At 64.2% G+C, this 13,940-nt stretch carries 13 protein-coding genes; 7 read left to right on the top strand and 6 right to left on the bottom strand.

The annotated features are described in order from the left end of the window. Positions 1-85 precede the first annotated feature (85 nt). From J8G26_RS00520 to J8G26_RS00510, 3 genes are all read right to left on the bottom strand, one after another. Positions 86-310 carry a DUF350 domain-containing protein gene (locus J8G26_RS00520; protein WP_210567536.1) on the bottom strand — a complete coding sequence of 75 codons (225 nt, stop codon included), beginning with the start codon at positions 308-310 and terminating at the stop codon, positions 86-88. Between the two features lie 21 nt (positions 311-331). Beyond that, positions 332-1,822, bottom strand: coding sequence for a DUF4178 domain-containing protein (locus J8G26_RS00515; protein ID WP_210567535.1), 1,491 nt, complete (start codon positions 1,820-1,822; stop codon positions 332-334). A 68-nt stretch (positions 1,823-1,890) separates the two neighbouring features. Continuing rightward, a complete protein-coding gene (locus tag J8G26_RS00510) occupies positions 1,891-2,940 on the bottom strand; it encodes an SPFH domain-containing protein (RefSeq protein ID WP_087747987.1) in 1,050 nt (349 codons plus the stop codon). A 218-nt stretch (positions 2,941-3,158) separates the two neighbouring features. Here J8G26_RS00510 and J8G26_RS00505 point away from each other — a divergent pair, with 218 nt between their 5' ends. After that, a complete protein-coding gene (locus J8G26_RS00505; protein WP_087747986.1) occupies positions 3,159-3,407 on the top strand; it encodes a DUF2061 domain-containing protein in 249 nt (82 codons plus the stop codon). Positions 3,408-3,605: 198 nt separating this feature from the next. Here J8G26_RS00505 and J8G26_RS00500 read toward each other — a convergent pair whose 3' ends face one another. Next, complete coding sequence (locus J8G26_RS00500) at positions 3,606-3,911, bottom strand: flagellar basal body protein (RefSeq protein WP_210567534.1); 306 nt, start codon at positions 3,909-3,911, stop codon at positions 3,606-3,608. A gap of 78 nt (positions 3,912-3,989) precedes the next feature. Further along, positions 3,990-4,922: a LysR family transcriptional regulator gene (locus J8G26_RS00495; protein WP_210567533.1), complete on the bottom strand. Its 933-nt coding sequence runs from the start codon at positions 4,920-4,922 to the stop codon at positions 3,990-3,992. A 325-nt stretch (positions 4,923-5,247) separates the two neighbouring features. Between J8G26_RS00495 and J8G26_RS00490 the strand changes: the two genes are divergently transcribed. Both J8G26_RS00490 and J8G26_RS00485 read left to right on the top strand, forming a co-directional pair. Continuing rightward, the gene (locus J8G26_RS00490; protein WP_210567532.1) at positions 5,248-6,606 is read left to right on the top strand and encodes an aspartate aminotransferase family protein; all 1,359 of its coding nucleotides are present in this window, start codon (positions 5,248-5,250) and stop codon (positions 6,604-6,606) included. Between the two features lie 210 nt (positions 6,607-6,816). Beyond that, on the top strand, positions 6,817-7,623 hold the full coding sequence (locus tag J8G26_RS00485; RefSeq protein ID WP_087747983.1) for an IclR family transcriptional regulator: 807 nt from the start codon (positions 6,817-6,819) through the stop codon (positions 7,621-7,623). 158 nt (positions 7,624-7,781) lie between these two features. Here the strand turns inward: J8G26_RS00485 and J8G26_RS00480 are convergent, their stop codons facing one another. Then, complete coding sequence (locus J8G26_RS00480) at positions 7,782-9,029, bottom strand: Zn-dependent hydrolase (protein WP_087747982.1); 1,248 nt, start codon at positions 9,027-9,029, stop codon at positions 7,782-7,784. A 332-nt stretch (positions 9,030-9,361) separates the two neighbouring features. Here J8G26_RS00480 and J8G26_RS00475 point away from each other — a divergent pair, with 332 nt between their 5' ends. From J8G26_RS00475 to J8G26_RS00460, 4 genes are all read left to right on the top strand, one after another. After that, complete coding sequence (locus J8G26_RS00475; protein ID WP_232476610.1) at positions 9,362-10,906, top strand: ABC transporter substrate-binding protein; 1,545 nt, start codon at positions 9,362-9,364, stop codon at positions 10,904-10,906. 93 nt (positions 10,907-10,999) lie between these two features. Then, on the top strand, positions 11,000-11,953 hold the full coding sequence (locus J8G26_RS00470; RefSeq protein WP_087747981.1) for an ABC transporter permease: 954 nt from the start codon (positions 11,000-11,002) through the stop codon (positions 11,951-11,953). Between the two features lie 13 nt (positions 11,954-11,966). Then, complete coding sequence (locus J8G26_RS00465; protein WP_087748485.1) at positions 11,967-12,887, top strand: ABC transporter permease; 921 nt, start codon at positions 11,967-11,969, stop codon at positions 12,885-12,887. 4 nt (positions 12,888-12,891) lie between these two features. Next, complete coding sequence (locus J8G26_RS00460; RefSeq protein ID WP_210567530.1) at positions 12,892-13,932, top strand: ABC transporter ATP-binding protein; 1,041 nt, start codon at positions 12,892-12,894, stop codon at positions 13,930-13,932. The last annotated feature ends 8 nt before the right edge of the window (positions 13,933-13,940 follow it).

The following is a 13,940-nucleotide window of genomic DNA, read 5'->3' as shown; positions in this document are numbered from 1 at the left end:
AAGCAGGCGGTATTGTGTGGCCTGCGCCATGGCGCGGCGCCGCCCGGAAGGCGGTGGCGCGGTGGCGGGGATGGGCGGGGTGGCTTTAGCCGCCGTGGATGGCCGCAGCCACGATGATGCTGATGCCTAAGCTCATGGCGGCCACCACCATGGCCAGGGCCTTGTTCTGTTTTTCGACGATTTCGCGCCACAGGTCGTAGGGCGTGATTTTGTCGATGAGGACGAAGCTGAGCCAGAACACCAGCACGCCCACCAGGGCAAACAGGATGGAGCCAAAAAATGCGGCGGGCCGCAGCCATTCAATTGCCATGATGACCTCCGTGGGTAAAAATTATTTGTGCCCGCCGCCGGATGAATACCCGCCAAACGAGCCGCCCGAGCTGCGATAACCGCTGCCCGACGACCCCGAGCAATTGCCCAGGATGATGAGCAGGATGAGGATGATGACCGCAATCAGGATGATGGTGCCGCAGCCCATGCCTGACTTGGCCACAAAGGGGCCAGGGTCGTCGCGCTGCAGCACGTCTTTCTTGTCTTCGAGCTTGAAGGCCTTGACCACGGTGTCGCTGGCCAGCTTGTCGCCCGCCGACCAGGTGATCTCGCTGGCGCTCTGCTCCATGGACAACAGGCCTTTGCTGCTGGCGAAGTCGCGGTTGCTGGTTTTCTGGCCGCGCTCCACTTGCCAGTAGAACTCGCCCAGCACATAGGTGGTTTCGGCCTCGTAGGTGTATTGGAGCTGGTAGGTGGTGCCCAGATAGGTGGCGCTGCGGCCGCTGGCGGCCAGTTGCGGCGCGCCGGTGGTGGGGCGCACCATGCTCCAGCCTTCTTCGGAATCGACCAAAAAGGCAAAGCCGCGCTTTTGGTTGTAGAGCAGGTATTCGCTCCAGCCAAAGTGCTCGTCATCACCCGGCTCCACGCCCATGCGGTGCTGAAAGCCCACCACCTGCCAGTGCACGCCCTGCAGCTGGCCTTTGCTGCCCAGCGGGATGATGGGCTGCACGGGCTCGTCTTGCTGGGCCGCGCGCAGTTCGCCGCCCACGCCGCCATCGAGGCTGATGATGCTGGCGCACGAGCCGCAGGTGACGCTTTTGGAGCTGGCCAGCTGCACCTGCACCGGCGCGCCGCAATGCGGGCAGTTGAACTGGCGGCCTTTTTCGTCCTTGGTTGATTCGTCTTTCAGGCCTTGCAGTTGCAGGTCTTCGAGCAGCACGGCCTTGCCGCGCTCGACGTTCGGCGGGGTGTGGCCGTAGTCGATGCTGACCACTTCGCCGTCGGCGCTGCGCAGCTCGACCATGTCGAACGGCTGGCCCAGCGGCGGCAGCTTGGGCAGCTCGCCCTGGGCCGATATCAGCTGCGCCTGGCCGGTGTAGGCCACGCTGTAAGGCTTGCCGTTGATGGCGGTGGTGGTGCCGATGCGAAAACGCGCGGCCTCGGGCATTTCGCGGCCGGGGTCGATGGACCGGGTGAAGACGTAGGCGCCGTTGTCTTCGCCCAGCGTGGCCAGCGTGCCGTCTTGCAAAAACGCGGCCCATTCGGTCCAGACGCCCGCGTCGCCCTTGTATTGCAGGCGGCCAATCAGTGTGAATGGCTGGTCCTGGCCATCAAGCTGAATGCGCCCGCTGGCCATGAGCTGCAGCGGGCTGTGGTCGTCGAACAGCTCGGCCATCTTGCCCAGGCGCGTGAGCACCTCGCCGCTGCGCACCACGGTGCTCTGGCAGTAGGGGCAGACGGCGTGGGTGGACTGCGCGCTTTTGAACTCCACCGGCGCGCCACAGCCGGGGCAGGGCGCGCGGTAGGTGCGCTGGGTGGCGCTGGTCGCCATGGAGTTTATGGATGTTTTTGGCCTCTAGCGCTTATGCAGCAAGCGCTAGTAGCTATTAAAAAATGAGTTCAAACCAGCTTCTTGAGCAGCTCGGCCTTCTTGGCGTCGAACTCCTCCTGCGTGAGGATGCCCTTGGACTTGAGCTCGCCCAGCTTTTCCAGCGTGGCCATCACGTCCTCGGGCTTGACGCCCACCGCAGCGGCGGCGGCAGGCGCGGCCTGTGCGGCGACAGCGCCACCTTGCAGACCGGCCTGCAGGTTCTGCGCCAGCACCTGGCCCAGCGCCACACCGGCGCCCAGGCCCATGGCGTCGCCCGCAATGCCGCCGCCACCGCTGCCAGCGCCTTCGGCGAATTTGGGAATCGCCTGCGCCGTCTGGTACTGCATGAATTTGCCCATGTCGTTGCCGACCATGCCCATGCCGATCTTCTGGTCGAGAATTTTTTGCAGCTCTTCGGGCAGCGAGACGTTCTGCACCGTGAGGTTTTCGATCAGCAGGCCCAGCTTGGCAAAGACCGGCGCCAGTTCTTTGGTCAGCGCATCGGCAAACATGACCTGGTTGGCCGCCAGGTCCAGAAACGGCAGGCCGCTGCCGGCAATGGCGTTGCTGATGTTCTGCAGCACCAGGCCGCGCAGCTGGCCTTCGAGGTCGGCCGTGGGATACACATCGCGCGTGCCCGAGATCTCGGTGTGAAACAGCTTGGGGTCGGCGATGCGGTAGGCGTAGTTGCCAAACGCGCGCAGGCGCACGGCGCCAAAGTCTTTGTCGCGGATGGTGATGGGCTGGGGCGTGCCCCATTTCTGGTCGATCTGCTGGCGCGTGCTGAAGAAGTAAACATCGCTCTTGAAGGGCGACTCGAAGAGCTTGTCCCAGTTCTTGAGGTAGGTCAGCACGGGCAGCGTCTGCGTGGTGAGCTTGTAGGTGCCGGGGCCAAACACGTCGGCCACCTGGCCTTCGTTGACGAACACCGCCATCTGCGACTCGCGCACCACCAGCGTGCCGCCGTTCTGGATTTCCATGCCCGCCATGGGGAAGCGCCAGGCCAGCGTGCCATCCCCCTCTTCGGTCCACTGGAGGATGTCAATGAACTGTTTCTTGATGAAGTCCATGAGGGCCATGCGGTGCTCCCGGTTGTGGTGAGGGGATGGGAAAAAAGAGCGGCCATCATAGCAACGGGGGGTGACGCCGAAAGCGGCTGCTTCGCGCTGGGCGGCGCCTCGTGATAGCGGCTATCTGCGCTTTAGGCACGATCAATTGGCCATCGCTATTGAGAATGACTACCATTTGACTGTGCCTGCTTTTCACCGCAGGCCCTGTTGAAGCCAAGGAGTTCGCCATGTCCCTCATCCGCCGCACCGCCCGCCAGAACAAGACCATGCTGATGAAGACGGGCAGCTACTACCTCATCCACATCTGCGTGGCCGCCCTGGTGGCTTATGCCGTCACGGGCAACCTGTGGGCCTCGCTCACGCTGAGCCTGCTGGAGCCCACCGTGCAGGCCGTGGCCTTTTTCTTCCACGAAAAAGCCTGGGAGCGGGCCGCCCGGCGCAATGCGGGCCACGCTGGCGCATTGCAAAACGCCTGAACTTATTCAAAGGAGCATCACCATGTACAGCATTCCCTTGCGCAGCCGCAGCGCCGCCGGCCTTGCTTTTCAGCGCTGGCTGGTTCACCGCCTGGCCGGGCTGGCGTCGGCGGGTTAAGCCGCGGTTTTCCGGCCGCAGAAACAGCAATGCCCCGGCAGGCGGGGCATTTGCGTGAACGGGGTTGGCTTTGCAGCCTCTCAGGCCTTCACGTCGAGCAGCGCACCCATCATTTCATCCTGCGTCTTGATGGTCTGCAGGTTGGCCTTGAAAGCGTAGGTGGCCGACATTTGCTCCACGGCCTCTTTTTCCAGCGCCACGCCGTCAGCCTCTTGCTGGCGCTGCACCGTGGCGCGCACGCCCGCGCTGTCGGCCTCGGCCTGCTGTGCCACTGCCTGGCGGCGGTAGCCGGGCGTGTTCATGTTGGCCACGTTGTGGGCCGACGCATCCAGCCGCAACTGGGCCGCCTGCAGGCCGGAACTGCCAATCGAGGAAAGGGATGCCATGGAACGCCTTACGCAAAGTTGCAACAACAGCCCGCATTCTGCAGCCCGTCGCGAGGTGCGCGCAAGGCCGTGCGCCCGTCAACCATGCGCGGCCAGCAGGCATTGCGCAAACGCCTGGGCCGCGCGCGGCGGCTGGGGCGACTTGCGCAGCACGCTGACAAACTGGCAGCGGTAGAAAAACTGCGCAGGCAGCACAGCCTGCATCTGGCCCTGGCGCTCGAAGGCTTCGGCATAGTGGTCGGGCAGAAACCCCAGGTAGTGGCCCGAGAGGATCAGTGTGGCAATCGACTCCTGATCAAACCCCGTGGCCTTGCGCGGCAGGCGCGCGCTGTGGCTGAGCTCCATGTTGGGCGAGTGGTAGCCCAGGCCGGCAAACTGGTAGGCACGCAGCGACTCCCAGGTGAGCGTGGCATGGTCAGTGCCATAGAGCGGGTGCCGTGCGCCGCAGTACAGCAGCATGGTTTCGGTGAACAGGTTGGCATAGACCAGGCTTTGTGATGCGCGGTGCGCCGGGATGATGCCCACATGAAAGCTGCCGTCGATCAGCCCGCGTTCGATGGCATTGATGCTGGCCACATGCATCTGCAGGCTCACATCCGGGGCTTGCTCGGAAAACAGCGCAATGGCGGCGCCGATGTGCGCTGCCGGGTTGCTGGCGGTTTTGTCGAACACCGCCACGTCGAGGCGCCCGCCCATGCGCCGGTGTATGTCGTCGATGCTGCTGCGAAACGCATCCACCGCGCTGAGCAGGCGCAGGGTTTCGTCGTAAACGCGCTGCCCTTCCGCGGTGAGCGCAAAACCCGCCCGCCCCCGGCGGCACAGCGTGAGGCCGAGGCGCGTTTCCAGGTCTTTCATGTGGCGGCTGACGGTGCTGGTGCCGATGTTGAGCTCCAGCTCGGCCGCCGACATGCCGCCGCACTCGGCCACGCTCTTGAAGACCTGCAGCAGGCGCAAATCCATGTCGCTGAGCTGGCCCAGCACGGCGCGTTCACGGGGGGAAGGGGCGGGCATGACAGGAATCGGTGCAGAAAAGAGACAGCCCCGAAGACTACCAGCCCGGCTGCCCGGTCTGGCGCCCGCGCAATCGCCGGAAAAGGCGACCGGCTTGGCTGTAACGGGCGCTTGTTCCGGCCCGGGGCGCCGCCTGCGATGAACCCATCCCACAAGAAAAGAAGCAAGACCATGATGGTCGCGCTTCAGCCACGGTCAGGTGGCTTGATGCTTGCATAAATACGCAAGTGAACATTGATATTGCTTTCTTTGAGCAATCGACGGCTGCAGCAACAATGGCGGCTCAGTGCCCCGGCTGGGGCCCCACTTTGTATTGGAGAGACCCATGAGCTTTGCCCCCATCGACACCCCCGCCGCTGGCGCCGCACCCCGCATGGACGCCGAATGGCTCGACGCGCACTGGATGCCCTACACGGCCAACCGCCAGTTCAAGGCCAACCCGCGCATGATCGTGGAGGCCCGCGGCGCGTATTTCACCGACAGCGAAGGCCGCAAAATTTTTGACGGCCTCTCGGGTCTGTGGTGTTCTGGCCTGGGCCACGGCCGCCGCGAGATCGCCGAGGCGATTGGCAAGCAGGCGATGAAACTTGATTACGCCCCCGCCTTCCAGTTTGGCCACCCGCTGTCGTTCGAGTTGGCCAACCGCGTCAAGGAACTCACGCCCGCCGGGCTCGACTATGTGTTCTTCACCGGCTCGGGCTCGGAGTCGGCCGACACGTCGCTCAAGATGGCCCGCGCCTACTGGCGCGCTAAGGGCCAGGGCACCAAGACGCGCCTGATCGGCCGCGAAAAGGGCTACCACGGCGTGAACTTTGGCGGCATCTCGGTGGGCGGCATCGTGGCCAACCGCAAGCTGTTCGGTCAGGGCATCGAGGCCGACCACCTGCCCCACACCCAGCCGCCCGCAGGCTCGTTCCACAAGGGCATGCCGCCCACGGGCAAGGAGCTGGCCGACCGTCTGCTGGACGTGATTGCACTGCACGATGCCTCGAACATTGCCGCCGTCATCGTCGAGCCCTTCTCAGGCTCGGCCGGCGTGGTGATCCCGCCCGTGGGCTACCTGCAGCGCCTGAGCGAGATCTGCACGCAGAACAACATCCTGCTGATTTTTGACGAGGTGATCAGCGGCTTTGGCCGCAGCGGCGCCTGGACGGGTGCCGAAGCCTTCGGCGTGACACCCGACATCCTGAACTTTGCCAAGCAGGTCACCAACGGTGCGCAGCCGCTGGGCGGCGTGGTGGCGAGCAAGGAGATCTACGACACCTTCATGGCGGCGGGCGGCCCCGAGTACATGCTCGAGTTCCCGCACGGCTACACCTACTCGGCCCACCCCGTGGCCTGCGCGGCGGGCATTGCGGCGCTCGACATCCTGCAAAAGGAAGACATGATCGGCCGCGTCAACGCCCTGGCGCCGCATTTCGAAGCCGCCGTGCACAGCCTCAAAGGCGCCAAGCATGTGGCCGACATCCGCAACTTTGGCCTGGCCGCCGGCTTCACCATTGCGCCGCTGCCCGGCGAGCCCGCCCGCCGCCCGTACGAGATCGCGATGAACTGCTGGAAGAAGGGCTTTTACGTGCGCTACGGTGGCGACACGATTCAGCTGGCCCCGCCCTTCATCAGCGAAAAGGCCGAAATCGACCGCCTGGTCAATGCGCTGGGCGACGCGCTGGCCGAGACTGCCTGACGCGCACGCGACCCAGCCTGCGGCAGAGAGTCACCGGGGCTGCAAATGCAGTTCAACCGCTCAACGGTCCCTGAGGGGACCGTTTTTCATGGCCGTCTTGGTGGCAAGAACCTCACCCATAAAATCGATAGGCGATTTCATCATGGGTGTTATCGTGCATCGGAGTCCCCCTTGTCCGGCCACCACGGCCCGCCCTCTTATCACCCTACCATGGTTCGCACTACTGCTCCAGACACCGCAACAGCCCGGCCGGCTGCCGACCCGTTGTTCAACCAGTCATTGGAGAAGGGGCTGGATGTGCTGCGCGCCTTCACTGCCGCGCACCGCACCCTGACGCTCTCGGAGCTGGCCCAGCTGACGGGGATGACCAAGGGGTCGGCCCAGCGCACCGTGCACACGCTGCAGGTGCTGGGGTATGTGGGCAAGCACCCGCAGACGCGGCGTTTTCAGTTGCTGCCCAAGGTGATCGAGATCGGCTTCAATTACCTGGCCGCCCACCCGCTGATCCGCGTCGCCCATCCCTATCTGTCGCAACTGGCCACTGCCAGCGGCGAAACCGCCAGCCTGACCGAGCCGGTGGGCACCGACATGGTGTTCGTCGCGCAGTTGCTCACCACCCAATTCATTCCGGTGCTCACGCCCGTGGGCATGCGCATCCCCATGTACTGCACCAGCTCGGGGCGCGCTTACCTGAGCCAGCTGCCTGAGGCGGAGGCCCGCGCCATGCTGGATGCCGCCCCCCGACCGGTGCGCACACCCGCCACGCTGACGACGGTGGATGCCATCCTGGAGCGCATCGCGCAGTGCCGCCAGGTGGGTTATGCCACCAACTGCGAAGAGCTGTTTCTGGGTGACATGGGTGTGGGCGCGCCCATTCTCAACAGCAAAGGCCAGCCCGTGGCCGCAGTGCACCTGTCGCCGCCCACCAGCCGCTGGACGCTGGAGCAGGCGCAACAAAAGCTCGCGCCCATGGTGATCGAGTGCGCGCGGGCCATCTCGCAGTCGATCACGCATTGACAGGGCAGCGTTTTTCAGCCTCCTTTGATTCATCAATTGCTATTGATTGAATAGCTATAGGCGCTTTCTGGGTAATGGCTGGAGGCGGTTTTATCTAAAAATCGCCTTGGGCACCTGCTGGGAGCCTGGGGCAGGCCCCGTGCAGAGCACCCTGCGCCTTACCGGGCACGCTCCAGCATCGCCAGCAGCAGCACGTTGGCGCCGGCGGCAATGTGCTCGGGCAGGGCGTCTTCAATCTCGTTGTGGCTGATGCCGTCCTTGCATGGCACAAAGATCATGCCGGTGGGGGCGACGCCGTTGACATACACGGCATCGTGGCCCGCGCCGCTTACCACGTCCATGTGCGGCAGCTGCAGCTGCTCGGCTGCATGGCGCACGCTGGCCACGCAGCGGGCGTCGAACAGACAGGGTTCGTATTTCACGACCTGCGCCACGGTCACCTGCACCTGGGCGGCTCCGGCAATCTGGTCCAACGCGGTGCGCAGGGCCGCATCCATGCGGTCCAGGCCGTCTTGCGACAGGTTGCGAAAGTCCACCGAGAACTGCACCTGACCCGGGATCACGTTGCGGGAATTGGGCAGCACCTGCAGATAGCCCACCGTGCCCCGTCCGTGCGGCGCCTCAGACAGTGCAATACGGTTGACGGCCTCGACCATGCGGGCAGCAGCCAGCAAGGCATCGTGGCGCAGTTCCATGGGTGTGGGACCGGCGTGGGCGTCCATGCCGGTGACCGTCACGTCGTACCATTGCTGGCCTAGCGCGCCGGTGACGATGCCAATCGGCAGACCGTGCGCTTCCAGCACTGGACCCTGCTCGATGTGGGCCTCGAAGTAGGCGGCAAACATGCCCCCCGGTACCGCGCCGCAGGGGTGTGCGCCGCGGTAGCCAATGCGCGCCAGCTCGTCGCCCACGCTGGCGCCAGCGATGTCTTTCTGGGCGCGGATGAAGTCGGGCGTGAACACGCCCGCAAAGGCCCCCGAGCCCATCATCACCGGGGTAAAGCGCGTGCCTTCCTCATTCGTCCAGACCACCACTTCGAGCGGGGCGCGGGTTTGCAGGCCCAGGTCGTTCAGGGTGCGCATCACTTCCAGCCCGGCCAGCACGCCAAAGTTGCCGTCAAACTTGCCGCCCGATGGCTGGGTGTCGATGTGGCTGCCCGTGGCCACGGCGCGCGCCAGTGGGTCCAGCCCTGGGCGGCGGGCAAACAGGTTGCCGACTTCGTCCACCCGCACGTCCAGGCCGGCCTCGCGGCACCAGCGCGCCACCAGGTCGCGGCCCTGGCGGTCTTCGTCGGTGAGGGCAATGCGGCGCACCCCGCCTTTGGGTGTTGCACCAATCTGGGCCAGGTCCATGAGGGATTTCCAGAGGCGGTCTGCATTAATTCGGGGCGTAGTGGTGGAGATCATGGTTTTGTCCGGAGGGTATGCGACGGAAAGAAAAATACGCGACGTTCACAGCAAAAATCAGGCCACATATAGTGTTAATCGGCTTAAACAAACTGATTATCGACGTGTGAATATCGATAGGCGATAGTTACATTTGTATATGGCACACCAATTGCTTGGAGCACGTTGTCCCTCACAACCTGCAACTACTGAAGGTGAACCCCATGAGCAAAGCCCCGTTGTCACCACTCTCGTCCCCACGCCGTGCACCGCTGGCACTGGCCTTGGCTGCTGCCCTGTCGCTGGCGGGTGGCACTGCCGCCCTGGCCCAGGAAAAAGTGCTGTGCATTGCCATGACGGCGGCCGACATTCCGCGCACGCTGGGCCAGCCCGACCAGGGGTTTGAGGGCAACCGTTTCACTGGCATCCCCATCTATGACTCGCTCACCCAGTGGGATCTTTCCAAGGCCGATGCCCCCAGCGTGCTGATTCCGGCATTGGCCACCGCCTGGTCCGTGAACGACAAGGACAAGACCAAGTGGGTGTTCAAGCTGCGGCCCGGCATCAAGTTCCACGATGGTTCGGCCCTCAACGCCGATTCGGTGGTGTGGAACGTGGCCAAGGTGCTCGACAAGGACGCGCTCCAATTTGATCCCAGCCAGGTGGGCGTGACCGCCTCGCGTATGCCGACCCTGCGCTCTGCGCGCAAGATCGATGATCTGACGGTGGAACTGACCACCAGCGAACCTGATGCATTTCTGCCCATCAACCTCACCAACCTGTTCATGGCCTCGCCCGCCCAGTGGCAAAAGAAATTTGATGCCGCCACGGGTGCCACCCCGGCCGACAAGTCCAAGGCGGCCTGGACTGCCTTCGCGGCAGACCCTTCGGGCTCGGGGCCATTCAAGGTCAGCCGTTTTGTAGCGCGCGAGCGCTTGGAACTGGCGGCCAACAAGGCCTACTGGGACGCCAAGCGTGTGCCCAAGATCGACAAGGTGGTGATGCTGCCCATGCCAGAGGCCAACGCCCGCACGGCGGCGCTGCTCGGTGGCCAGGTGGACTGGATCGAAGCCCCCGCCCCCGACGCCATGCCGCAGATCACGCAGCGTGGTTTCAAGATTTACTCGAACGCCCAGCCCCATGTATGGCCGTGGCAGCTGTCGTTTGCCGAGGGCTCGCCCTGGCTGGACAAGCGCGTGCGCCAGGCGGCCAACCTGTGCATTGACCGTGGCGGCATGAAGCAGCTGCTGGGCGGCATGATGGCCGAGCCCAAGGGCACGGTGCCGCCCGGCCACCCCTGGTGGGGCAACCCCAAGTTCGACATCAAGTACGACGTGAAGGCGGCACAGGCCTTGATGGCGCAGGCGGGCTACTCGGCTGCCAAGCCCATCAAGGTGAAGGTACAGATCTCGGCCTCGGGCTCGGGGCAGATGCAGCCACTGCCGATGAATGAGTTTGCGCAGCAGTCCCTCAAGCAGTGCTACTTCGATGTGCAGTTCGACGTGATCGAGTGGAACACCTTGTTTACCAACTGGCGCAAGGGCGCCAAGGACCCGTCAGCCAATGGCGCGAACGCCGTGAACATCAGCTTTGCCGCCATGGACCCGTTCTTTGCCATGGTGCGATTTGTGAGCACCAAGGCCTTCCCGCCGGTGTCCAACAACTGGGGCTACTACGGCAATGCCGAGGTGGACAAGCTGGTGGCCGATGCCCGCACCAGTTTTGACGACAAGGCCCGTGACGCCGCCCTGGCCAAGTTGCATGCCCACATCGTGGAAGACGCACCGTTTGTCTGGATCGCCCACGATGTGGGGCCGCGTGCCCTGTCGGCCAAGGTCAAGAACGTGGTGCAGCCCAAGAGCTGGTTCATTGATATCGCCACGATGACGATGGACTGATCTTCGGTTGGCTCCTGGCGGGCGCAGCCCCCACCCGCTGGCGGGTGGGGCAGGGCGTCGCCAGGTCCTGCATCCTTTACCGCCAGGCTTCCCATGCTCTCTTATCTACTGCGACGCATCGTGTATGCCTTGCCCATCATGCTAGGTGTGGCACTGGTGTGCTTTCTGCTGGTGCACCTGGCGCCCGGCGATCCGTTGGTGTCCATCCTGCCACCCGATGCATCGGCCGACCTGCAGGCCCAGTTGCGTGAGCTATATGGATTCAACCGCTCGTTGCCCGAGCAGTTCGCCATGTGGGTATGGCGGGCGCTGCACGGTGATCTGGGCGTGTCGATCGCCAGCAACCGACCGGTGGCTGGCGAGGTGATCACCGCCGTGGGCAACACGTTGCGCCTGGCGGTGGTGGCGACGCTGATCGGCTTTGTGCTGGGCAGCCTGTTTGGTTTTGTCGCGGGGTACTTTCGCAACTCGTGGCTGGACCGGCTGGCCTCCATGCTGTCGGTGCTGGGGGTGAGCGTGCCGCACTACTGGCTAGGCATGGTGATGGTGATCGTGTTCAGCTCGCAATTGATGTGGCTGCCTGCGACTGGTGCGGGCCCCGGCGGATCGAGCGACTGGGTCTGGGACTGGGAGCACATCCAGTTTCTGGTGCTGCCCGCCATCACCATGTCGGTGATTCCCATGGGCATCATCGCGCGCACCGTGCGGGCGCTGGTAGCCGATATCCTTGATCAGGAATTCATCGTGGGCCTGCGCGCCAAGGGCCTTACGCACTTCGGGGTGTTCTGTCACATGGTCAAGAACGCTGCCCCCACGGCACTGGCCGTGATGGGCCTGCAACTGGGCTATTTGCTGGGTGGCTCCATCTTGATCGAAACGGTGTTCTCGTGGCCCGGCACCGGCTTCTTGCTGAATTCCGCCATCTTCCAGCGCGATCTGCCCCTGCTGCAGGGCACCATCCTGGTACTGGCGCTGTTCTTTGTGCTGCTCAACCTGCTGGTTGATGTGCTGCAGACGCTGCTCGATCCGCGCATTGCCCGCGCTTGAGGAATACACCACCATGGCCACCCTTGCTGCTTCTTCTCCCGCACCCTCCACTGCGGACTCTCTTGCCGCCCCCGACGCCCGGGCCCAGCCACCCTCCAGGGGCTACTGGGCCCTGGCCCTGCAGCGCTTCACCCGTGACCCGGTCGCCATGGGCGCCGCTGTGGTGGTGCTGCTGCTGATCGGCCTGGCCTTGCTGGGCCCCTGGCTGGCACCAGCCGATCCGTATGCGGCGTCCATGCTCAAGCGGCTCAAACCCATCGGCACCGAAGGTCTGCCGCTGGGCAGTGATGAGCTGGGGCGCGACATGCTTTCACGCTTGATGGTGGGCGCCCGGCTCTCGCTCTTCATCGGGATTACGCCGGTGGTCTGTGCCTTCATGGTGGGCTCGGTCATTGGCATCGTGGCGGGCTATGCGGGTGGCATTGCCAACACGGCCATCATGCGCACGGTGGACGTGTTCTATGCGTTCCCATCGGTGCTGCTGGCCATTGCACTGTCGGGCGTGTTGGGCGCGGGCATTGTCAACTCGCTCATCTCGCTAACTATCGTGTTCATTCCGCAGATCGTGCGGGTGGCCGAGAGCGTGACCACGCAGGTGCGCAACCGCGACTATGTGGAGGCCGCCCGTGCCTCGGGCGCCAGCCCTTTCACCATCGTTAGGGTGCATGTGCTGGGCAATGTGCTGGGGCCCATCTTCGTCTATGCCACCAGCCTGATTGCGGTGTCGATGATTCTGGCCTCGGGCCTGTCGTTTCTGGGCCTGGGCGTCAAGCCACCGGAGCCGGAATGGGGCCTGATGCTCAACACTCTGCGAACGGCTATTTATGTGCAGCCCTGGGTGGCCGCCCTGCCCGGGCTGATGATTTTCATCACCTCGATTTCATTCAACATCCTCTCGGACGGCCTGCGGTCGGCCATGGACAACAAGGGCTGAAACGATGCAAGCAATCACCGATATCGGAGGTCCGGCGCAACCGCTGCTCACCATCACGGGGCTTGTCAAGCACTTCCCCCTCAAGAAGGATGCCCTTGGGCGCGGCAGCGGTGTCGTGCGTGCGGTGGATGGCGTGAGCTTTGAAGTGCTTAAGGGCGAGACCCTGGGCGTGGTGGGCGAATCGGGCTGCGGCAAGTCGACCACCGCCCGGCTGTTGATGCAACTCATTGCACCCACCGCAGGCGAGATTGTGTTTGACGGCTGCACCGTGGGGAGCCGGGACCTGCCGCTCAAGGAATTCCGGCGCCAAGTGCAAATGGTGTTTCAGGACAGCTATGCCTCGCTCAACCCGCGCCTGACCATTGAGGATTCTGTGGCCTTTGGCCCCCAGGTACATGGTGTGCCGCAGCGCCAGGCCGTGGCGCGGGCGCGTGACCTGCTCGATCGCGTGGGCCTGGCCCCCGGGCGCTTTGCCGAGCGTTATCCGCACGAGCTTTCGGGTGGCCAGCGCCAGCGCGTGAACATTGCGCGTGCCTTGGCTCTGCAGCCGCGCATGGTCATTCTGGATGAGGCCGTTTCGGCCCTCGACAAATCGGTGGAAGCCCAGGTGCTCAACCTGCTGACCGACCTGAAAGCCGAGTTTGGTCTGACCTACGTCTTCATCAGTCATGACTTGAACGTGGTGGATTACATGAGCGACCGGGTCATGGTGATGTACCTTGGCCAAGTGGCGGAGATTGGCCCATCGGATGCGCTGTTTCGCCAGCCTGCCCACCCCTACACCGGCGCGCTGTTGTCGTCGATGCCGTCGATGGACCCCGACCACCGCACGGAGGTGGCGCCCCTGGCAGGCGACCCGCCCAACCCTATCGACCCGCCTTCAGGCTGCCGGTTTCATCCCCGCTGCGCGCTGGCTGCGCCTGTGTGTGCCCAGCGTGTGCCGGTACGCACCATCACCGGCCCGCACCATGTGGCGGCCTGTCTTGTCCACGAGCCGGGCAGCGGCCACCCGCAAGCCGCTGCGGCACTGGCCCAGGCGGCCTGAGCCGTTGT

Source organism: Acidovorax sp. JG5 (genome assembly GCF_017939685.1).
Classification (GTDB): Bacteria; Pseudomonadota; Gammaproteobacteria; order Burkholderiales; family Burkholderiaceae_C; genus Acidovorax.
This window is presented reverse-complemented; position numbering and strand designations above follow the sequence as displayed.